Source organism: Pantoea sp. S18 (assembly GCF_045689705.1).
Classification (GTDB): Bacteria; Pseudomonadota; Gammaproteobacteria; order Enterobacterales; family Enterobacteriaceae; genus Pantoea; species Pantoea symbiotica.
The window spans coordinates 3,511,807-3,536,196 of the sequence record NZ_CP142688.1 but is presented as its reverse complement, the minus strand read 5'-3'; the positions used below and the strand labels follow the sequence as shown (position 1 = coordinate 3,536,196).

The 24,390-nt window shown below is 57.8% G+C and carries 6 protein-coding genes; 3 read left to right on the top strand and 3 right to left on the bottom strand.

Annotated elements, in window-relative coordinates; genetic code table 11:
* Positions 1 to 102: 102 nt before the first annotated feature.
* From VIJ98_RS16380 to metK, 3 genes are all read right to left on the bottom strand, one after another.
* On the bottom strand, positions 103 to 615 hold the full coding sequence (locus VIJ98_RS16380; protein WP_154155290.1) for a SprT family zinc-dependent metalloprotease: 513 nt from the start codon (positions 613 to 615) through the stop codon (positions 103 to 105).
* A gap of 118 nt (positions 616 to 733) precedes the next feature.
* On the bottom strand, positions 734 to 2,128 hold the full coding sequence (locus VIJ98_RS16375; protein ID WP_008107259.1) for a sugar porter family MFS transporter: 1,395 nt from the start codon (positions 2,126 to 2,128) through the stop codon (positions 734 to 736).
* 464 nt (positions 2,129 to 2,592) lie between these two features.
* Positions 2,593 to 3,747: a methionine adenosyltransferase gene (gene metK, locus VIJ98_RS16370; RefSeq protein ID WP_061720231.1), complete on the bottom strand. Its 1,155-nt coding sequence runs from the start codon at positions 3,745 to 3,747 to the stop codon at positions 2,593 to 2,595.
* Positions 3,748 to 4,531: 784 nt separating this feature from the next.
* Here metK and speA point away from each other — a divergent pair.
* The 3 genes from speA (at position 4,532) to VIJ98_RS16355 (ending at position 24,316) form a co-directional block, all read left to right on the top strand.
* Positions 4,532 to 6,511, top strand: coding sequence for a biosynthetic arginine decarboxylase (gene speA / locus VIJ98_RS16365; RefSeq protein ID WP_323275029.1), 1,980 nt, complete (start codon positions 4,532 to 4,534; stop codon positions 6,509 to 6,511).
* A gap of 715 nt (positions 6,512 to 7,226) precedes the next feature.
* Entirely contained in the window at positions 7,227 to 7,916 is a 690-nt protein-coding gene (locus tag VIJ98_RS16360) for an EAL domain-containing protein (RefSeq protein WP_323275027.1), read from the top strand.
* Between the two features lie 308 nt (positions 7,917 to 8,224).
* Complete coding sequence (locus VIJ98_RS16355; protein ID WP_323275025.1) at positions 8,225 to 24,316, top strand: Ig-like domain-containing protein; 16,092 nt, start codon at positions 8,225 to 8,227, stop codon at positions 24,314 to 24,316.
* Positions 24,317 to 24,390 lie beyond the last annotated feature (74 nt).

Sequence of the window (24,390 nt, the reverse complement as noted above, 5' to 3'; positions counted from 1 at the left end):
TAACCTGGTCCTGAAAAAGGGCGGCAGGGTAACAGAATGATGACGTACGGGATATGAGATTAGGCTATGTTGCTGAACTATATTACAAACTATATTGCTAAACTATTTCGATAAAAACTCACCGGGTTGCAGCAGCGATTTGCAGTGCACGCAGCGATATTCGCTTTCACCGCGCAGCACGCGGTTATGGCGACGCACAGTGAGCTGATGCTGCTGGCAGCTGCAGCGATAGGGAAAGGTGTTGCTGCGCACCGAGTCGATTTCAAACTTGTGGGTGCGACGCGCAGGCACACCCAGCACGCTCTCCATCATCCATTTCCACTCTTTGCCGTGCGGCGGCACGCGGCCAAAGGTTTTCCACACCAGCAGATGCGCCAGTTCGTGCGGCACCACTTCATCAACAAATGCCTGCTGATTCTCCAGCAGCAGCACCGGATTGATGCGGATTTCCCACTTCTCCAGCCATGCGGTGCCCGCAGCGGTGCCGCGCTGCTGATAGATCAAAGAGGGCTCATCAAAGCGGCGTTCCAGCTTTTCGTTAGCCAGCTGCAAATAATGGCGCAGCGAGCGCATGACGGCTTGCTGTAAGGCGATGGGAAGGCGTGGTGTTTTCATGTGGGGCAGCATAAAAGGTTGCAGCGGTTGAATCAACTGAGTGTGCAGCGGTCGCCATTAATGGCGAACCTATAAAAAAGGGCTGCCAGTTGGCAGCCCTTGCATTCGCTTATCGGGATTACTTCTGACCGATGTCGCGCAGTTTTTTGCCAGACATCAGGTTGCGTTCGATGTGCTCCAGCGAGACGTTTTTGGTCTCTGGAATCAGCGCCAGCGTCAGCAGAATGAAGAACACGTTCAGACCGGCGTAAACCCAGAAGGTCGGCGCGTTGCCCAGCGTGTTCAGCATGGTCAGGAAGGTGGCACCGACGATCATGTTGGCAATCCAGTTGGTCGCGGTGGAAACCGTGATACCGAAGTCGCGGCCTTTCAGCGGCTGAATCTCGGAACACAGTACCCAAATCAACGGACCGGCAGACATCGCAAAACCAATGATGAACATCAGCAGCATCGCCACCGCGAAGTACTGCGCTTCTGGCGAGTGGATGCCGATGTGCAGCATGGTGCCGAGAATGCCCATACCAATCGCCATCACCATGAAGCCCAGCACCAGCGTAGGTTTACGGCCCCAGCGATCCACCAGACCGATAGCAATAAAGGTGGCCAGTACGTTCACCAGACCGACAATCACCGTGCCCCACATTTGCTGCGTGGTATTGGCAAAGCCAGCGATTTCGAAGATTTTCGGTGCGTAATACATGATGACGTTCATACCGGTGAACTGCTGCATCACCTGCAACAGCACGCCAAGGAACACCGCGCGGCGGAAGTTGCTGTTGCTCTGGAACAGCTGCCAGCCCGACTGTTTGATTTTCAGGCTTTCACGGATTTCATCCAGCTCGCGTTTTGCTTGTTCGCTGGTATCACGCAGACGCGACAACACGCGCTCAGCACTGCGGAAATCACCTTTAGCTGCCAGCCAGCGTGGGCTGTTCGGCAGGAAGAACACGCCAATCAGCAGCAGCACCGCTGGTATGGTGATGATGCCCAGCATCCAGCGCCATGCGCCAGCATCGCTGAACGCGGTATCGGAGAGATACGCCGCCAGAATACCGATGGTGATCATCAGCTGGTACAGCGAAATCATACTGCCACGAATCTTCTCTGGCGCGATTTCAGAGAGATAAAGCGGCGCGGTGTAAGAGGCGACACCAACGGCCAGGCCAAGCACCACACGTGCGGCGATCAGCATTTCCGGGCTGGTTGCGCCTGCAGACCACAGCGAACCGATAACGAACAGAATCGCACCGGCCATCAGGCTCTTTTTACGACCGAGACGCGATGACATCCAGCCGCTACCCACAGCACCCACAGCTGCACCAAACATCATTGAGCTGACGATCCACTCTTGCTGATGAGCGGTGACGTTAAAGTCTTTCGCGATGAAAGGCAGAGCACCGGCGATAACACCGATATCCAATCCAAACAGCAATCCGGCCAGCGCCGCTAAAAAGCAGACAAACAAGGTCATGACCTTATTTGAAGTTCTGCTCTTATGAGTATTACCAGGCATGAAGCCTCCAAAGTTTATCCATCGTTGTTGTTATCAATGTTATGAAACCTGTCGGCGGAAAAAAGTGAGTAAGATCACATCAGTGTAATCGGTTACACACGCTGAAACCCTGCAATCCAGCATTTTCCGCCCGAAATAGTTACGTAACCAGTAAGGTATAGCACCCTTTAAGTTTCTGACATCGCACTAAATACCGGCAATCAGAGGACGCTGAAAATAACGCATTTTCACGGTAATAACTACGCTGAAAAATCTCTAAATTGCCGATTGTTAAAGGATTTCAAAATGTAATCGTTATCACCAAGTTGTAAGCGAGGTGAAAGAAGTGTAGACAGCCTGGAAGAAGTGACAAATCGAGGTTTGGAGTTGTTGGAGTGGTTGGGACCAGGTCGTCATAAATGACGACCCTACGGGCACAAAAAAGCCCGCCAGTGGCGGGCTCAATAACGATGTCGCTTCTGAGCTTACTTCAAACCCGCCGCTTCGCGCAGCTGCGCAGCTTTATCAGTCTGCTCCCACGGGAAGTGCTCACGACCAAAGTGACCGTATGCTGCAGTCTCTTTATAGATCGGTTTCAGCAGATCCATCATCTGAATCAGGCCGTATGGACGCAGGTCGAAGAACTCACGCACCAGCAGCGTCAGCTGTTCGGTGGAGACTTTCTCGGTACCGAAGGTTTCAACCATGATTGAGGTTGGCTCAGCCACGCCGATGGCGTAAGAAACCTGGATTTCACAACGGTCAGCCAGGCCAGCCGCGACGATGTTCTTCGCCACATAACGCGCGGCGTAAGCAGCAGAACGGTCAACTTTTGACGGATCCTTACCGGAGAACGCGCCGCCACCGTGACGTGCCATGCCGCCGTAGGTATCAACGATAATTTTACGACCGGTCAAACCGCAGTCGCCCATTGGGCCACCGATAACAAAACGGCCGGTTGGGTTGATGTGATATTTGGTGCTGGCGGTGATCCACTCAGTCGGCAGAACCGGCTTGATGATCTCTTCCATCACCGCTTCACGCAGATCGGCGGTGGTGACATCTTCAGCGTGCTGCGTTGACAGCACAACCGCATCGATACCGACAATTTTGCCGTCATCGTACTGGAAAGTGATCTGGCTTTTTGCATCCGGACGCAGCCACGGCAGTGAACCGCTTTTACGCACTTCAGCCTGACGCTGCACCAGACGGTGCGCATAGGTAACCGGCGCTGGCATCAGCACATCGGTTTCGTTGCTGGCGTAGCCAAACATCAGGCCCTGATCGCCCGCGCCTTGCTCCAGCGGATCGGTACGGTCAACGCCCTGATTAATGTCTGGAGACTGCTTACCAATCGCGCTCAGCACTGCGCAAGAGTTAGCATCAAAGCCCATATCGGAATGGACATAGCCGATTTCACGTACGGTATTACGGGTGATCTCTTCGATATCCACCCATGCGCTGGTGGTGATTTCACCGCCAACCAGCACCATACCGGTCTTCACGTAAGTTTCGCAGGCCACGCGCGCTTTAGGATCCTGCTCGAGGATCGCATCCAGCACGGCATCGGAAATTTGGTCAGCGATTTTATCAGGATGTCCTTCTGATACGGACTCAGATGTAAAAAGGTGTTTAGCCATTCTGTTCTTTACCTTAAAAATGGTTTGAATACGACTGCATAGCGTAAGTGGGATCAGACCGACTCGACGCCCCTTCAGGCAAAGCCGCAAGCAGTAGGCAGCGAGAGCATTAACTCACACCGCCTGGATGTTAATCAGTTTAGATGGAAAACCATCTGGACGGCTATTCTAGGTTACTCAGTGAGCACTTTTCCAGTGCTTTTTCCGATCCCGCATTTTCCGCAACATCACAAGTGGAATTATTTCCTGACACCGCGCGCAGTTACCTGACAAAGATTTTGCAATTTACCCCGCGTGGCTGTATAAAACGCCGCTGCTGTCGACCACAGCCGCAAAGGATGACGCCGCCGTGCGTCGCGCCGTCAGATGCCATTTAATCTGACCTTCACCCAAGCCGTTTCTCGCATGCTTTAAGCAGGCGATGGAGGTGATTAAAGTAATGAACCACTCTTTCTCTCGCTTTGGTTCACTGCGCTGTTGCGGCGCGCTGGCACTCCTTTCACACTCCAAACCCGTTCTTTTCTTCTATCGACGTTGTGTTCATTCTCCCGACACGCGCGCCGGTTAACATTTCTCTGCATCTATTACTGCATTTCGCTGTCTACAGACCGTGGAAGTCTCAGGCTATTTGCCCCGACTTCGGTGCGGTGTTTTACACTTAGAGTCAGCTTTGCACATTGCAACCTTACAGAGGCAGCAAGCAGGATGAGGCAATTTTTACCCGGCGCCACCATGACAAAACTCGGTAACAAATTCATATTTCAACGGAAAATTGAGGTTCGCGATGTCTGACGACACGAAGAATATCAAGGGTTCGTCAGCTGGCGAACAAGGTGTACTCCGCTCCATGCAGGAGGTGGCAATGAACGATCAGGAAGCAAGCAGAATGCTGCGTACCTACAATATTGCCTGGTGGGGAAACAATTATTACGACGTCAACGAGCTGGGGCACATCAGCGTGTGTCCCGATCCGGATCAGCCGGAAGTGCGCGTTGACTTAGCGAAACTGGTGAAAGAGCGCGAAGCCGACGGCCAACGTCTGCCAGCGCTGTTCTGCTTCCCGCAGATTCTCCAGCATCGTCTGCGTTCGATTAACGCCGCCTTCAAACGCGCGCGTGAATCTTACGGCTATAAAGGTGACTACTTCCTGGTTTACCCGATCAAGGTTAACCAGCATAAGCGCGTGATTGAGTCGCTGGTCAACTCTGGCGAACCGCTGGGCTTAGAGGCCGGTTCGAAAGCCGAGCTGATGGCGGTGCTGGCCCACGCCGGTAAAACCCGCTCGGTGATTGTTTGTAACGGCTATAAAGACCGCGAATACATTCGTCTGGCGCTGATCGGTGAAAAGCTCGGTCACAAAGTCTATCTGGTGATCGAGAAGATGACCGAGGTACGTCTGGTGCTGGAAGAGGCCGAGCGTCTGAACGTGATTCCGCGTCTCGGCATCCGTGCGCGTCTGGCGTCGCAGGGCTCGGGCAAGTGGCAGTCGAGCGGTGGTGAGAAGTCGAAGTTTGGTCTGGCGGCCTCGCAGGTATTGCAGCTGGTCGACATTATGCGCAAAGCGGGTCGTCTCGATAGCCTGCAGCTGCTGCATTTCCATCTCGGTTCGCAAATGTCCAACATCCGCGACATCGCTACCGGCGTACGTGAGTCGGCGCGTTTCTACGTTGAGCTGGCGAAGCTGGGCGTCAACATCAAATGTTTCGATGTGGGCGGCGGTTTGGGCGTGGACTATGAAGGAACGCGCTCGCAGTCAGATTGCTCGGTCAACTACGGTCTGAACGAATACGCCAACAACGTGATTTGGGCAATCGGCGATGCCTGTGAAGAGAACGGTCTGGAACATCCAACCGTGATCACCGAATCAGGTCGTGCGGTGACTGCGCACCACACCGTGCTGGTGTCCAACATCATTGGTGTTGAGCGTAACGAGTTCAGCACGCCGGTGGCACCGGATGCCGATTCACCGCGTCCGATTCAGAGTTTGTGGGATACGTGGCAAGAGATGCACGAACCTGACGTGCGTCGTTCGCTGCGTGAATGGCTGCACGATAGCCAAATGGATCTGTTCGACATCCATACCGGTTATTCGTCAGGCACCTACGATCTCGGTCAGCGCGCCTGGGCAGAACAGCTTTACCTGAGCATCTGCCACTATATTCAGCAGCACCTCGACCCAAGCAACCGCGCGCATCGCCCGATCATTGATGAGCTGCAGGAACGTATGGCGGATAAGATTTACGTCAACTTCTCGCTGTTCCAGTCGATGCCGGATGCGTGGGGCATAGATCAGCTGTTCCCGGTGCTGCCGCTGGAAGGGCTGAATAAAATGCCGAAGCGTCGCGCGGTGTTGCTCGACATCACCTGTGACTCCGATGGTACCATCGATCACTACGTCGATGGCGATGGCATTGCCACCACCATGCCGATGCCGGAATACGACATCGATAATCCGCCGATGCTCGGCTTCTTTATGGTCGGCGCGTATCAGGAAATTCTCGGCAACATGCACAACCTGTTCGGTGACACCGAAGCGGTGGATGTGTTTGCGTTCCCGGATGGCAGCGTGGAAGTGCAGCTGTCGGATGAGGGCGATACCGTGGCGGATATGCTCGAGTACGTACAGCTTAATCCGAACGATCTGATGACGCTGTTCCGCGATCAGGTGACCCAGCAAACCGATATTCCTGAAGAGCTGCGTGCGCAGTTCCTCGCAGAATTTGAAAGCGGCCTGTACGGTTACACCTATTTAGAAGATGAGTAATTAACTGCTCTCAAACCGAGCCCGTAAAGGGCTCGGTTATCTCTTTTCCTGCTATATTCTCGCACATCCTCAACCTTTTAATTCTATTTGTGAAGACGATCACTCTTCGCTTATTTTTAACCTGCCGCCAAAAAATCGCATTTATATCCTCAGTGCTATCTCTTTCTTTTTGCTGATAAAGCCAATCAGTAACAACCTCCTTTTTCGCCAATGCCCTTACATTACCTAATGATTAATCAGTGATTAAGCAGCTTATCTGTTATGTATTCCTTGCAATGCATAATCAAAATTTAAACATTAAGGATTGAATAGTCACTCACGATAACTTTATTTATTGGAGCTTATTGGAATCATGAATTCCAGATGAAACATTTTCAAATTTGAGATAAGTATAAAAATCAATCAATGCTAATTTGCTTTTTATTGTTATTTTTCAATTTGTTCGTGTTTTGTAGAGCTGTCAAGGTTAGCGTTAAGTTAAATTTTTCTCAGATTTATCCGAAGTTTTTATGAATTTTAAAGAAATTTACTTACGTTATTGATTGGTTTAAACGATTAAAGTTGTCAGTGCTGTTTACTGAAATCTATTTCTCAAAGTGTAAGTTGTACGTTAACCTTCAGTTAAGACATTAAGTTTTATCAATGTTTACCTTGCTTCTCACATGAGAAATCCTGACAGTTTAATGCTATCAGGCAGTTGCAGTAAGGATGTGAAATGAGCAATCAACCGAAGACAGTGTTCTTGTTAGAGCCGGTTTATGATTTATCCGGCCAGGTGATTGCCAGGGAATTATTAACGCGTCTCGCAGATGACGCGGACATCAATAATAAGCGTAATCCTGAAAGGGATGTTGGGTTCTTCAGTCAGCTTTCTGCTGACGTTAAATGGCAGTTATTCCTCCACCAGATCGAAAAACTTATTCAGCTATACCAGAAAGGGTTCGACCAGATTGTCAGTGTCAATGTTGATAGAGATATCGTAGCCAGCATTTTTAAAGATGCTGAAATACAAGAAAAACTGGCTCAACTGACGCTATTGCGTCTGGAAATATCAGCATTCTTCACCGCGCGATTTAATAGCGCCGATCTGTTGATTTTAAAAGGTGTCGCGAAAGTGACGCCCGCCCCTTTATGGCTCGACGACTTTGGTCCAGGTTATTCCAACCTTTCCATGTTCGATAGCGGAATATTTGAAATCGTCAAGATTGACAAAGAATTTTTTTGGCAATTTGGCGACGGTCGCACCTTTGACATTCTGCTCGACCATCTCAACGAATTATGCAACGGCGTCATCGTTGAGGGTGTTGAAAATCAACAACAGGTCAACCTGCTAGCGCATAAAGCGATTTATGGCATGCAGGGTTTTCTGTGGCAGAGCGTCTATCTCGATGATTTATTAGCATAATCCTGAATATTACTGGGTTGGTTTCATCCCTCGGGGAAGTGAAAAATGTCAAAGCCTGGGCTCCATGCGTTTCACGTCATTTGTGCCCGGCCAATTGAGAAAATAAAACTTTTTCCCGTGGTGATTTTTAGAAATAAATCCAATCAGTTATCAGGATGGCGGCTAAACAAAACTCAACGCGATTTCATTCTTAGCCTGTATGAGATCGAACAAGAGAAAAAGTGAATATTCATGGTGATTATTCACGGTAAAAGCCGGTGTCTGCGGATGCCGGGCATTTTAATGGAACTTCGCGGGATCTCGATAACATGAATAATATCTCAGTAACCCCAAAAGGTGGGACCGTTGCTTCTGAGCTGAGTGGAAATCAAGTTAATTTGACCGCTCCGAGTTTGGTGAAGCTGCATCTTAATCAGTCTGATATTAAGTCTTTCACACGCAATGGTAATGATTTAGTCGTCACCACAAAATCTGGTGAAGTCCTTGTTATTCATAATTTTTACAGCCCGAACGGTGATAGCGATCTGGTCCTGCAGGACGATCGCGGCGCGATGTGGTGGGTTGAAGATCCCGGTACTGAAGGTTTCCATTACGTCTCTATCGACAGCACCGAAGGGCTGTTAGCGGAAAACACCACCAATGACGGCACCATCGCCGCCTTCGGTATCGGTGGTGCGGCGCTGGCTGGTTTAGGTGCGATGTTTGCCGGTTCGGGCGGTGGCGGTGGCGGAAATGCCACGCCGAGTAACCCCGATGACGGCAACAACGGCGGCAATCCTACTAACCCGACCAATCCGACCAACCCAACCAATCCCGGTGGTGGCGATGACACTACGCCGCCAACCGCCATCACGGATTTGGTGATTAACGACACGGTTGGGCCCTATCAGGGCGCGATTGGTGCGGGCGCAATTACCGATGACAACACGCCAACCCTGAGCGGCACCGCTGAAGCGGGTGCCATTGTCAGTATTTACGATGGCACGACGCTGCTCGGCACGGTGACCGTTGGCGCGGATGGCCGCTGGAGCTTTACCACGCCTGCGCTGGCGGACGGTCAGCACAGCCTGACCGCCACCGTCACCGACGCGGCGGGTAACACCAGTCCGGCAACCAATCCGGTAGATTTCACCGTGGATACCGTCGCACCAACCGCCGTTGGCGGCCTGAGCGTGATTAACAACAGCGGTACCACTGCGCAGCCAATCACCAACGGCGGCGCGACCAAAGACACCACGCCAGTGCTGAGCGGAACCGCTGAAGCGGGCTCGATTATCACCATCCGCGATGGCGATACGGTGCTTGGCAGTGTCACTGTCGGCAGCAACGGTGCCTGGAGCTTTACCAGCCCCGAACTCAGTCAGGGCAGCCATACGCTGAGCATCACTGCAACCGATGCAGCGGGGAATACCAGCCCAGCCACCACCATCACCTTCACGGTGGATACGCAAGCGCCGACAGCAGTAACTGACCTGCTGGTCAACGATAACTCGGGCGGCAGTTCCGGTACGGTTACCAATGGCGGCACTACCGATGACAACACGCCAACGCTTACCGGTAGCGGTGAAGTGGGCGCGATTGTCAGCGTCTACGATGGGCAAACGCTACTGGGTACGGCGGTCGTGGGTAGCGACGGAACCTGGAGTTACACCACCACAGCTTTGAGCAACGGTAGCCACAGCCTGACCGTGACCTTAACCGATGCGGCGGGCAACGTCAGTGCGCCTTCAGCACCTTATGATATCAACGTGCAGGCCGGTATTCCCCCAGCAACCACCTCGCTCGAAATCACCGACGATTCCGGCAATACGCTGGTGCAGCTCAGCAACGGTGGCAGCACGCACGACAACACACCAACCTTGAGTGGTCTGGCAACTGCTGGCGCACTGATCACGCTGTATAACGGCAGCACCGTGTTGGGTAGCGTGGTCGCGGGCAGCGATGGACAGTGGACCTTTACGCCAGCCGCATTGGCAGATGGCAGTTACGCGTTCCACGCCTCGGTAACGGATACCTCTGGCAACGTGACGCAAACGCCGGTTATCACCATCACCGTGGATACCGTGCCACCTGCTGCGGCCGGTGGCGTCACGCTGAGTGATAACGATGGCAGCACGCTGCAACCGATCGCTTCCGGTGGTGCGACCAATAGCACCACGCCAGTACTGAGCGGCACCGCAGAACCGGGCAGCACCGTCACCGTGCGTGATGGCGATACCATACTCGGCACCGCAACCGTGGGCAGCAACGGCACATGGAGCTTCACTTCACCAACGCTGACGGAGGGCGGCCACAGCATTACTGCCACCGTCACCGATGCAGCAGGGAACGTCGGCCCAACCTCCAGCCCGATCACCTTCACCGTGGATACCCAGGCTCCAGCAGGGGCCAGCAATGTGGTGATCAGCGATAACGTCGGCGGAGCTACCGGCCCAATTACTGCGGGTTCGACTACCGATGACAACACGCCAACGCTGAGCGGCAACGGCGAAGTTAACGCCATCGTTAAAATCTACGACGGCAGCACGCTGCTCGGCAGCGCTACTGTCGGCAGCGATGGCACCTGGAGTTTCACGACGCCAGCGCTGAACAATGGCCAGCACACGCTGAGCGTGACGCTGACCGATGCGGCGGGCAACGTCAGTCCAGCGACAACCGGGGTGAACTTCACGGTTGATGCGGGCGTCGCGCCGACCACCAGCACGCTGCAAATCACCGATGACAGCGGCAGTACGCTGAAAATCCTGCCAGACGGCTCCAGCACGCATGACACCACGCCAATTCTTAGCGGCCTGGCGTCAGCGGGCGCGGTGATTGAGTTGTACAACGGCACCACGCTGCTGGGCAGCACCGTGGCAGGTGCCGATGGGCAATGGAGCTTTACGCCTGGCGCGCTGCCAGACGGGACTTACGCCTTCCACGCCACTGCAACAGATACCACCGGCAATGTGACCGATTCCGGCACGCTTACTATCACCATTGATAACGTTGCGCCTGCGGCGGCAGCCGATCTGCAACTGAGTGACAACAACGGCGGTACCGTAGTGCCGATTGCCGCTGGCAGCACCACCAATGACAATACGCCAACCTTCAGCGGCACGGCCGAACCGGGCAGCACCGTGACGGTGCTGGATGGCACCACCGTGCTCGGCACTGCAACCGTCGGCAGCGATGGCGACTGGAGTTTCACTACGCCAACGCTGGCTGATGGCAATCACAGCCTGACCACCACCGTCACCGATCCCGCTGGCAATACCGGTCCGGCATCATCTCCGGTCACCGTGACGGTGGATACCACGCCGCCAGCCGTGGTGGGCAATTTGGTGATCGAAGATAGCGTCGGCGCGGTACAAGGACCATTAACCTCTGGCGACACCACCGATGACCGCGCACCAACCCTGAGCGGCACCGGCGAGCCGAATGCCACTATCAGCATTTACGATGGCACCACGCTGCTGGGCAACACCACCGTGGGCACCGACGGCACCTGGAGTTTCACCACGCCAGCGCTGAGCAACGGCGATCACACCTTTACCGTCACGGCAACTGATACGGCCGGTAACGTTGGCCCAGCCAGTCCGCCGATTGTTATCACCGTTGATGCAGATATTCCTCCTGCCACTTCGTCGCTGGAAGTGACGGACGAAAACGGCAATACCGTCGCGCAGCTGACTGACGGTGCCAGCACCAACAACGACAGCCCGGTATTAAGCGGTGTGGCGGGTGCTGGTAACATCATCACACTGTATGACGGCACCACCTTGCTGGGCAGCACCACGGCGGGCAGCAACGGCCAGTGGATCTTCTACCTCAGCGGTCTGACGGATGGTCCGCACGCGCTGCATGGCACCATCACCGATGCCAACGGCAACGTTACTGATACTGCAACCATCAACATCATCGTGGACACCATCGCGCCGGATGCCGCATCCGGTGTGGAACTCACCAACGACGCGGGCAGCATTACCCAGCCGATTGTGGCGGGAGGGGCCAGCAATGATGCGACGCCAGTGCTGAGCGGCACGGCGGAAGCGGGCAGCAAAGTCACTATTCTGGATGGCAACACCGTGCTTGGCACCGTTACCGTTGGCAGCGACGGTAACTGGAGCTTCACCACGCCGACGCTGGCGGAGGGCAATCACAGCCTGACCACCACCGTTACCGATGCGGCGGGTAATGTCAGCCCGGCGACCACACCGATCGCCTTCAGTGTAGATACCATCGCGCCAGCGCCGGTCAGTGGCCTGGTGGTCAACGATAACGTCGGTGGCAGCACCGGTCCGTTGACCTCTGGCGCTATCACTGATGACAGCACGCCAACCCTGACCGGCACCGCCGAAGCGGGATCGGTGGTGCGTGTGTATGACGGCACCACATTGCTGGGCTCAGCGACAGCGGGCAGCGACGGCAGCTGGAGCTTCACGCCAGATAACGCGCTGACCAACGGCCAACACAGCCTGACCACCACCGTTACCGATGCGGCAGGCAACGTGAGCCCGTCGTCGCCGGTATTCACCCTGAATGTCGATGCCGGCGTTCCGGCGACCAGCAGCTTGCTGGTGGTCACCGACGACAGCGGCAGCACGCTGGTTGAACTGCCAAACAACTCCAGCACCCACGACACTACGCCAATTCTCAGCGGGCTGGCGGGCGCGGGCGATCTCATCACGCTGTATAACGGCACCACCGTCATTGGCAGCACCGTCGCGGGCAGCGATGGGCAGTGGAACTTCACGCCAGCGGCGCTGGCCGATGGCAACTACGCTTTCCACGCTGTCGCCACTAACGCCACCACCGGCGTCGATACCGATTCGCCAACCATCAACATCACCATCGATACCGTAGTGCCAGGCGCACCAACCGGCGTGGGGCTGGAAGATGGTGCTGGCGTGCCGATCACGGATGGCAGCAGCACTAACACCAACACACCAACGCTGACCGGCAGCGGTGAAGCGGGCAGTACGGTAACCATCTCGGATGGCACCACTGTGCTCGGCACCACCACGGTAGGTACAGACGGCACCTGGAGTTACACCACGCCACCGCTGAGCGATGGCGGTCATAGCCTGACTTCAACCGTTACCGATCCAGCAGGCAATACCGGTCCGGCTTCAACGCCGGTGACCGTGACCATCGATACCCAACCGCCTGCGGCGGCGGGCAATGTGCAGTTCACCAATGACGACGGAACGCCGCTGGCCTCAGGTAGCACCACCAGCGACACCACGCCAACTCTTAACGGCACCGCCGAACCGGGCAGCACCGTTACGGTGAGTGATGGCACCACCGTGCTGGGCACTGCAACCACCGGCACCGACGGCAACTGGAGCTTCACGCCAACCACTCCGCTGACTGAAGGACAGCACAATCTCACCACCACCGTCACCGATACGGCCGGTAACGTTGGCCCGTCATCATCAGTGGTGATTGTGATTGTTGATACCACACCACCCGCAGCCGCCACCGATCTGCAGCTCAGCAATGATGGCAGCGGCACGCTGGTGCCGGTCGCGGATGGCGGCACCACCAACGATGTGACGCCAGTATTGAGTGGTCGCGCGGAGCCGGGCAGCATTGTGACGGTTTCCGATGGCGGCACGCCGTTGGGTTCGGTTACCGTCGGCAACGATGGCAACTGGAGCTTTACCTCTCCAACGCTCGGCGATGGTGCGCACAGCCTGACCACCACCGTGACCGATGCGGCGGGCAATACCGGCGCAGCGAGCACGCCGTTAACCTTCACCATCGACACTACGGCACCGCCAGCACCGGGCGGTGTGCAGCTGAGTAACGACACCAGCGGCACGCCAGTTCCGATTACCTCTGGCGCGGCAACCAACGATGCAACGCCAGTATTGAGCGGCACCGCAGCAGCGGGCAGCACCATTACCGTTTCTGATGGCGGCAACGTGCTCGGCACCGTGACGGTTGGCAGCGGCGGAACATGGAGCTTCACCACGCCAGCGCTGAACGAAGGCAGCCACAGCCTGACCGCCACCGTTACCAGCCCAGCGGGTAACACCGGTGCGCCATCTACGCCAATTGTGGTCACCGTGGATATCACGCCACCTGCGGCGGCAACGGGTCTGCAACTCAGCAACAACGAAGGCACGACGCCGGTACCGATTGCCGCAGGCGGCACCACCAACGACACCACGCCAGCGCTGAGTGGCACCGCAGAAGCGGGCAGCATCGTCACGGTACGTGATGGCACCACCGTGATTGGCAGCGCGACCGTTGGCAGCGATGGATCGTGGAGCGTTACGCCAACCACGCCGTTAACGGCGGGTGAGCACACGCTTACCACCACCGTCACCGATGCGGCCGGTAACGTCGGCCCAACCTCGACGCCGATCACCGTCAACATCGACACCACGCAGCCGCCAGTGGCAGGCAGCGTGGTGCTGAATAACGACAACGGCAGCACACCAGTGCCTATTGCGAATAACGGCGCCACCAACGACACCACGCCGGTGATCAGCGGTACGGCGGCGGCGGGCAGCACGGTAACAGTGCTGGATGGCAGCACCGTGCTGGGCACCGTTGTGGTCGGCAGCGGCGGCAGCTGGAGCTTCAGCACACCAGCGTTGAGCGAAGGCGAACATAGCCTGACCACCACCGTCACCAGCGCTGCGGGTAACGTCAGTGATCCGTCTACGCCAATCAACTTCACCGTTGATACCCAGGCTCCAGCCACCTCAACCGGCCTGCAGTTGAGCAACGATGGCGGCACCATCATTGCCACTGGCGGCATCACCAACGACAGCACGCCAATATTGCGTGGCACGGCGGAAGCGGGCAGCACCGTCACTGTGCGCGATGGCACCACGGTGCTGGGCACCGCGACAGCGGGCAGCGACGGCAGCTGGAGCTTTACGCCAGCCACCGCGCTGGGCGATGGCGCGCATAGCCTGACCACTACCGTCACCGATCCGGCGGGCAATAGCAGCGGCGCGTCAACACCTATCACTTTCAGCGTGGATACCACACCGCCAGCCGCTGCCACTGCGCTGCAGCTCAGCAATGACAATGGCAGCACGCCAGTGCCTATTGCCGCTGGCGGTAGCACCAACGACACCACGCCGGTATTAAGCGGCAGCGCCGAAGCGGGCGGCGTGGTTACCGTGCGTGATGGCACCACGGTGCTGGGCAGCACCACAGTCGGTACCGATGGCAAATGGAGCTTCACGCCCACCACACCTCTTGATCCGGGTACGCACAGCCTGACCACGACCGTCACCGATACGGCGGGTAACGTGGGTCCGGCATCAACGGCGATCGCGGTGACTATCGACACCACGCCACCGCCAGCGGCAACGGCGGTGGTCCTCAATAACGATCAGGGCAGTACACCAACGCCGATTGCTACGGGCGGCGCCACCAACGACACCACGCCGGTGTTGAGTGGCAGTGCTGAAGCGGGCAGCATCGTCACCGTGCGCGATGGCACCACGGTATTGGGCACGGCGATTGCAGGTAGCGGCGGCGCATGGAGCTTCACTACACCAGCGCTGAGTCAGGGCAGTCACAGCCTGACGGCGACCGTGACCGACGCTGCTGGCAACAGCAGCTCACCGTCTACCGCTATCACCTTTACCGTGGATACGCAGGCACCATCAGCGGCGACCGGTCTGCAGTTGAGCAATGATTCCGGCCAAACGGCGGTTCCGATTGCGGCAGGTGGCGCAACTAACGACACCACGCCAGTGTTAAGCGGCAACGCCGAAGTGGGCAGCACGGTCATTATCTCTGATGGCAGCCTGGTGCTCGGTTCGGTGGTGGTCGGCAGCGGCGGCACCTGGAGCTTCACACCCGCCACGGCGTTGGGCGAGGGCGCACACAGCCTGACCACCACCGTGACCGATCCTGCAGGCAACATCAGTGCGCCATCTGCGGCGCTGAACTTCAGCATCGATACCACGCCGCCGGTGGCTCCAACGGCGATTACCCTTAACAACAACAACGGCGGCACACCAGTCACCATCGCCGCAGGCAGCACCACCAACGATGCCACTCCTGCGATTGGTGGCACCGCCGAGGCTGGAAGTACGGTGACGGTGCTGGATGGCACCACTGTGCTGGGCTCCGTGATTGTCGGCAGTAACGGCCAATGGAGCTTCACCACGCCAACGCTGGGTGAAGGCGGTCACAGCCTGACGGCGACCGTCACCGATCCGGCGGGTAACGTCGGCCCGGCGTCCACGGCCATCGCCTTTACGGTGGATACCGTTGCGCCAGGCGCGGCAACTGGGCTGGCGCTCAACAATGACAATGGCGGTTCGCCGGTACCGATTGCCAACAACGGCACCACCAACGACAACACGCCAGTGCTGAGTGGTACGGCGGAAGCGAACAGCATCGTTATTGTGTCTGACGGCACCACCGTGCTCGGCAGCGCTGTTGCCAATGCGCTGGGCGCCTGGAGCTTCTCACCAAGTCTGACCGATGGCACCCACAACCTGAGCGTGACGGTACGTGACGCGGCGGGTAACACTGGACCGGCCAGCAGCACCATCACCGTCACCGTTGATACCGTGGCGCCGCCAGCAGCAACCGGGCTGACGCTGACCAACGATATCGGCACGCCAATTAACATTCCAAACGGCGGTCTCACCAACGACAACACGCCAGTGCTGAGCGGTTCTGGACAGGTGGGCAGCATCATCACCGTGTCCGATCAGAACGGCGTGCTGGGATCGACTACCGTCGGCGCGGGCGGAACCTGGACCTTCACGCCGGCGACTGCGCTGGCGGATGGCACCCATACCTTCAGCGTCACTGCCAGCGATGCGGCGGGTAACGTCAGTGCGCCGAGCACCATTGGTGTAGTGATCGACGCCACACCACCGGCTGCGGCGTTGAACGTGGTTGCCAGCAACGATGAAGGCACCTCGCCGGTTGCGATTACCAACGGCGGTTTCACTAACGACAACACGCCATTCCTCACCGGTACCGCCGAAGCGGGCAGCACGGTGATTATCCGTGATGGCACCAACATCATCGGTAGTGCTTCGGTGGGCAGCAACGGCCAGTGGAGCTTCACATCGCCAACGCTGGGAGAAGGGCTGCACAGTCTGACCACCACCGTGGTGGATGCCGCAGGAAACGTGAGTACGGCGTCACCGGCGATTGGTTTCACCGTCGACAGTGTTGCACCAGCGCCAACCACGCTGGTGGTTAACAATGACAACGGCGGCTCGCCTGTGCTGATACCGAATGGCGCAACCACCAGCGACAACACGCCGTTGCTGAGCGGGAATGCGGAAGCGGGCAGTCTGGTCACTATCTACGATGGCAACACGGTGATCGGGACTGCCACAGCAACGGCAGGCGGCACCTGGAGCTTTAGTTCTCCAGCCTTAACCGACGGTTCGCATACGCTGACCGCCACCGTGACCGATGAGGTCGGCAACGTCAGTGCGCCATCCTCCAGCTTTACCGTGGTGGTGGATGCCACCGCACCGCAGCCAGCTGACGATCTGCTGCTGCAAAACAACAATGGTGGCTCACCGGTTACCATTGCGGATGGTGGTATCACCAATGACAACACGCCAGCCATCAGCGGCACGGCGGAAGCCAATGCCATCGTGCGGGTCTATGACGGCACCACCTTAGTCGGCTCAACCGTGGCAGGCAGCAACGGCGCATGGAGCATCACCACCAGCACGCTGACTGATGCAACACACACGCTGAACGTCACCGTGACCGATGCGGCGGGCAATATTAGCTCCAATGCCTCGGTATCCCTGACGGTGGATACCTCAACTCCAGCGGCGGTGCTGACCTTTGGCGTCTACAACAACGCCAATACCACAGCCTCGCAGGTGGCGAATAACGGTTACTCCAACGACAACACGCCAGTGTTGCGCGGTACCGGCGTCGCGGGCACCACCATCAACATCTACGAAGGCAGCACCTTACTCGGCACCACCACGGTAGGTGATAACGGCGTGTGGCGTTTCGAAACCAGCGTGCGCGCAGATGGTCAACACAGCTACACCGTGTCGGTCACTAACGCCGCAGGCACCACCGGTCCAGAAGCTACGCCGATTACTATCAATATCGATACCGCCGCGCCGGCAACGGTTAGCAACCTCACGGCAACGGACAATGTCGGTGGCAGCACCGGTCCGTTGACGTCAGGCGCAACCACCGATGACAGCACGCCAACCCTGGGCGGTTCCGCTGAAGCGGGCAGCCGCGTGTCGGTTTACGATGGCACCACGCTGCTGGGTACGGTTATCGCCACTGGCGGCACATGGAGCTTCACACCGGGCAGTGCGCTCTCTAACGGTTCGCATAGCTTCACTTTCACGGTGACCGATGCCGCAGGCAACGTCAGCGCGGTGAGCAGCCCGGCGTTTACGCTGAATATCGCAGCGGATATGCCACCTACCGCCAGCACGCTGGTGATCAGCGACGATAGCGGCAGTTCACTGGTTACAGTGAATGACGGCGCCAATATCAAGGACGGCACACCGGTATTAACCGGTGCGGCGGCTGAGGGTGATGTGATCACCATCCACGATGGCGCAGCGGTGTTGGGCAGCCTCACGGTCGGCGCTTCCGGACAATGGACCTTCACGCCGACGCTGACCGATGGACCGCACGGTATCTATGTCACCACGGTCGATTCGCAGAACAATCCAGGCGAAACGTCGCCAACGGTGAACTTCACTATTGATACCGTTGCCCCTGTCGCTGTCACCGACCTGGCCGCCGCCAATAACAACGGTGGCTCGCCAGTGCCGATTGCCAACAATGGCTCGACTAACGACAGCACACCGCAGCTTACCGGTACCACCGAAGCCAACGGCATTGTCACGGTTTATGATGGCAACACCGTTATCGGCTCGACCACCGCCAATGGCCTCGGCGTATGGAGCTTCACGTCGCCAACCCTGAGCCAGGGCGGACATGCGCTGAGCGTCACCGTGACGGATACGGCGGGGAACATTGGACCACGTTCTGCGGCGGTGAACCTTACCGTCGATACCGTGGCACCAAACGCATCGACGCTGGTGGTCACCAACGACGTCACCAGCACGGTTGTGCCAAATGGCGGTTCGACCAACGACAACACGCCAACCCTGAGCGGTACGGCGGAAGTGGGCAGTATCGTCAGCGTTTATGATGGTACGACCTTGCTCGGTTCGGTTGCCGCCGGAACAGGCGGCGCATGGAGCTTTATTTCACCGGTGCTGGGCGAAGGCAGTCATCCACTGACCGTCCGCGTGACCGATGCAGCGGGTAACACCAGCGTGGCATCCAGCACTGCTACGGTGATCGTCGATACCGTAGCACCAACGGCCGTGAGCGGTTTGGCGGCAGCCAACAATAACGGCAGTTCGCCAGTGGCGATTGCTGCAGGAGGCAACACCAACGACAACACGCCAGCGCTGAGCGGCACGGCGGAAGCGGGCAGCGTAGTGGTCATCCGCGATGGCACCACCGTGATCGGTTCTGTCACCGCTGGCAGCAACGGCGCGTGGAGCTTCACCTCACCTACGCTGGCGGATGGTCTGCATACCCTGAACGTGACGTCTACCGACCTTGCCGGTAACGTCAGTCCGAATGCATCAATCAGCTTCACCATAACCACAGCCGCGCCAACGCCGGTCACCAATCTGGTGGTTTCTGACAATGTGGGCGCGACACAAGGAACGCTCACCAGCGGTGCCTCTACCGATGACAACACGCCAACGCTGACCGGTACCGCAACCGCCGGCAATATCGTGATTATCTCGGAAGGCACCACGGTGTTGGGTTCTGTGGTGGCCGGAACGGGCGGTGCATGGAGCTTCACCACCGCCGCGCTGAGCGACGGATCGCATCCGTTGAGCGTGACGGTGCGCGATGCGGCGGGCAACACCAGCGCGGCGACCAACTTTACGGTCAATGTCGATACGGTGGCACCAGCCAACTCAACCTTGTTGATCACCAACGACGTCACCAGCACCACGGTGCCGAATGGCGGTTCAACCAACGACAGCACGCCAACGCTGAGCGGCACGGCGGAAGCCGGTAGTCGCGTGTCGATCTACGATGGCAGCACGCTGCTCGGTACGGCGATTGCCAGTGGCACTGGCGCATGGACCTTCACCACCGCAGTGCTGGCGCAAGGTTCGCATCCACTGAGCGTCACGGTCACAGATGCCGCCGGTAACGTCAGCGGCAGCACCTCGGCGACGGTAATTATTGATACCGTCGCGCCGGTGGCTGTAACCGGTCTGGCTGCGGCCAACAACAACGGCAGCACGCCGGTTGCGATTGCCAATAACGGCAGCACCAATGACAACACCCCAGCGCTGAGCGGTACGGCAGAAGCAGGCAGCCTGGTGATCATCCGCGATGGCACCTCGATTATCGGTTCTGTCACCGCCGGCAGTAACGGTGCATGGAGCTTCACCACGCCAACGCTGGCGGATGGTGCGCACACCTTCAACGTCACGGCGAGAGATGCAGCGGGCAACGTTAGCCCGAACGCAACGCTGACTCTGACGGTGGATACCGTGGCTCCGGCGCCCGTCACTAACCTGGCGATCAACGATGATGTGGGGGCAAGTCAGGGGCCGCTGGCGAACGGTGCGGTGACCGATGATGCCACGCCAACCCTGAGCGGTACGGCGGAAGCCAATGCGATTGTCACCATCTACGATGGCACCACGGTGTTGGGTTCAGTGGTGGCCGGAACGGGCGGCGCGTGGACCTTCACCACCGCGACGCTGAGCAACGGCGTGCATCCGCTGAGCGTGACGGTCAAAGATGCGGCCGGTAACACCAGCAGCGCATCGGCGACGGTTTCTATCACCGTGGATACAGTGGCACCGACGGCATCAACGTTGGTGATCACCAACGACATCACCAGCACCACGGTGCCGAGCGGGGGTTCCACCAATGACAACACGCCAACCCTGAGCGGTGTGGCCGAAGCCGGCAGTCGTGTCTCCATCTACGATGGCAGCACCTTGCTGGGTACGGCGATTGCCAGTGGCACGGGCGCATGGACTTTCACCACCGGCGTGCTTTCCACCGGCACGCATCCATTGAGCGTCACGGTAACAGACGCAGCCGGTAACGTCAGCGGCAGCACCTCCGCTTCGGTGATTATCGATACCACGCCGCCAGCGGCTGTCACCAACCTTGTTGCCGCCAACAACAACGGCAGCACGGCGGTGACCATTCCGAACAACGGCGTGACCAACGACAATACGCCGCTGTTGACCGGTTCGGGTGAGATTGGTGCACGCATCAGCGTTTACGATGGCACCACGCTGCTGGGCACCACCACGGTGGGCAGCAACGGCACATGGAGCTTTGTTTCAACGGCGCTGAGTAACGGTGCGCATACGTTGAACGTCACGGCAACGGATGCGGCGGGCAACGTAAGCCCTAACGCCTCAACCACCCTGACGATTGATACCGTGGCACCGAATCCGGTGACCAATCTGGTGATCACCGATGATGTCGGTACGATTCAGGGGACGCTGGCGAACGGTGCAGTTACCGATGACGCCACGCCAACCCTGAGCGGGACGGCGGAAGCGAACGCGATTGTCACCATCTACGACGGGTCGACCGCAATTGGTTCCACCACCGCCAATGGTTCGGGTGCATGGAGCTTCACTACCGCCACGCTGAGCAACGGCACGCATCCACTGAGCGTGACGGTGACTGATGCAGCGGGTAACACCAGCAGCGCGTCGGCGACGGTTTCCATTACCGTAGATACCGTGGCACCAACGGCGTCAACGCTGGTGATCACTAACGACGTCACCAACACCACGGTGCCGAGCGGCGGTTCCACCAATGACACCACGCCAACCCTGAGCGGCGTAGCGGAAGCGGGCAGCCGTGTCTCCATATACGATGGCAGCACGCTGCTGGGTACGGCGATTGCCAATGGCTCCGGCGCATGGACCTTCACTACTGGCGTATTGACCACCGGCACGCATCCACTGAGCGTGACGGTGACAGATACCGCCGGTAACGTCAGCGGCACGACGTCGGCCTCGGTGATTATCGATACTACGCCGCCAGCGGCTGTGACCAACCTTGTGGCCGCCAATAACAACGGCAGCACGGCGGTGACCATCCCGAACAATGGCATCACCAACGACAACACACCGTTGTTGAGTGGTAACGGTGAAGTCGGCGCAAGGATCAGCGTGTACGACGGCACCACATTGCTCGGCACCACTACGGTGGGCAGCGGCGGCACCTGGAGCTTCGTCTCCACCACGCTGAGCAACGGCACGCACACGCTGAACGTGACGGCGACCGATGCGGCGGGCAACGTGAGCCCGAATGCGTCGACCACGCTGACCATCGACACCATAGCGCCAGCGGCCAGTACGCTCACCATTACCGACGACGCTGGCAGCACGCCAGTAACGCTGACCAATGGCGCGTACACCCGTGACACCACGCCGGTACTGAACGGCACGGCGGAAGTGGGTGCGATTGTCACCATCTACGATGGCACTACCGCGCTCGGCTCGGTAACGGTAGGTGCGGGTGGCAGCTGGACTTACACCCCAACTGCACTGGCGAACGGTGCGCATCCGTTGAGCGTAACGGTCACCGATACGGCGGGTAACGTCAGCACCGGTAACACGGCGGTGACGGTGAACGTCGATACCGTGCCACCTGCTGCTGTCAGCGGCCTGGCGATCAACGATGCCGGTACCACGGTGACCGGTAGCGGTGAAGTGGGGGCAACGGTAACTGTACGTGATGCGGGCGGTAACGCGCTGGGTACGGCGACGGTTGGTAGCGGCGGTACATGGTCGGTTAGCCTGAGCACGGCGCAGACCACCGGTGCTTCGCTGTCGGTGATTCAGACCGACCGCGCGGGCAACGTCTCCACCAGCACACCACTCACTGGTGCGATTCACATCGTGGCGGCGAATGATGTCAACGAAGTGGATTACACCACGCAAACTGGCACCATCACCAACGCCAATACCAGTTCGACCAGCACCGCGTTGCTAAGCGTTAACCTGCTTAGCACGGTGGGAGTGGGTGTTCTGAACAACACCAACGCCTACATGTTCAACGTGGGAACCGGCGATACCCGTACCGTGACGTTGCATGCCTCGGCCACCAGTCTGGTTGCCCTGACGTCTAACTACACGCTGTATCTGTATCAACAGCAGGCGAACGGCACCTGGTTGCTGAAATCCAGTAACGCCAACTACATCACCACCATCCTGACCATTGGTACGCAAACCGGTGGCAACGTGACCTACAGCAACCTCGGCACCGGTAACTATGCCGTGCTGTTAGGCACCAGCACCGGCGTTGGCGTGTTGCCATCAACTACGGTCACCACCACGTCGGATATCACGACGTTGGCGTTGACCGTGGCGGCTACCGTCACCGGCAACCTGTTGACCAACGACACCAGTTCAGTGGCCGGTACGGTGCCGAACGGTACGGCGGTCACCGTGGTGACGGGACATGCGATTGCGGCCAGCGGTAACACGGTGATCACCAGCAGCTACGGTACGTTGACCATCGATTCGCACGGTAACTACACCTATACGCTGAAGGCGGGACTGGATGCCGATCTGGTGCCAGCCACCGACGTCTTCACCTATTCGGTGCGTGATGCCAGCGGCGCGGTGACCTCGGCCAGCCTGACGGTGAACCTGCATAACGGTGCTTCAACCAGCACGCTGCTGGCGACTAACAGCCTGGTGGCAGAAAACACCAGCGACCACGACGCCAGCGGCAGCATCTATGGCTCGTCAACCGGTACGCACACCGGAACCTTGAGTATCACTAATGAACACGGTGATATCACCACGGTTCACAGCGTGGGTAATACGTCGGTTGCCGGGGACTTTGGTGTGCTGAGTATTGCGGCCAACGGTAGCTACACCTACTCACTGAATGCGGGCGTGGATGGACAATCCATTACCCATAAAGAGGTGTTCAGTTACACCCTGGCGGCAAGCGATGGCACCATCACCACGCAGTCGTTCACCATCGAGCTGCATCCAACCATCACAGGAACCACGGGGGCTGACACGCTGACCGGCGGTGCCTACGACGACACCATCACCAGCGGTGCCGGCGCAGATACCCTGGTTTATCACTTACTGGCGAGTGCGGATGCTACCGGCGGTAACGGTCACGATACCTGGACCGACTTCAATGTTGCGCAAGGCGACAAAATTGACGTCAGTAACTTGCTTATCGGCTGGAATGATTCCACAAGTAATATTAATGATTTCGTGAAAGTGGACCATACTTCAGATGGCAATACGGTGCTCTCGATCGACCGTGATGGTACCGGTACGGGTTACAGCAGTACTCAACTGATTACGCTGGAAGGCGTGAACGTTTCACTGGAGGAACTGCTGCAACAACCGCACCAAAACCACACGGCTTAATGGCTATGTGATGCAGGGATGCAGTTAGGGCACAGGGATGTGCCCCTTTCTCTTTAATGACTGGTGGACTATCG

Coding starts and splice junctions, on each gene's coding strand:
- VIJ98_RS16360 (WP_323275027.1), top strand. CDS start 7,227: ATGAGCAATCAACCGAAGACAGTGTTCTTGTTAGAGCCGGTTTATGAT.
- VIJ98_RS16355 (WP_323275025.1), top strand. CDS start 8,225: ATGAATAATATCTCAGTAACCCCAAAAGGTGGGACCGTTGCTTCTGAG.
- speA (WP_323275029.1), top strand. CDS start 4,532: ATGTCTGACGACACGAAGAATATCAAGGGTTCGTCAGCTGGCGAACAA.
- VIJ98_RS16375 (WP_008107259.1), bottom strand. CDS start 2,128: ATGCCTGGTAATACTCATAAGAGCAGAACTTCAAATAAGGTCATGACC.
- VIJ98_RS16380 (WP_154155290.1), bottom strand. CDS start 615: ATGAAAACACCACGCCTTCCCATCGCCTTACAGCAAGCCGTCATGCGC.
- metK (WP_061720231.1), bottom strand. CDS start 3,747: ATGGCTAAACACCTTTTTACATCTGAGTCCGTATCAGAAGGACATCCT.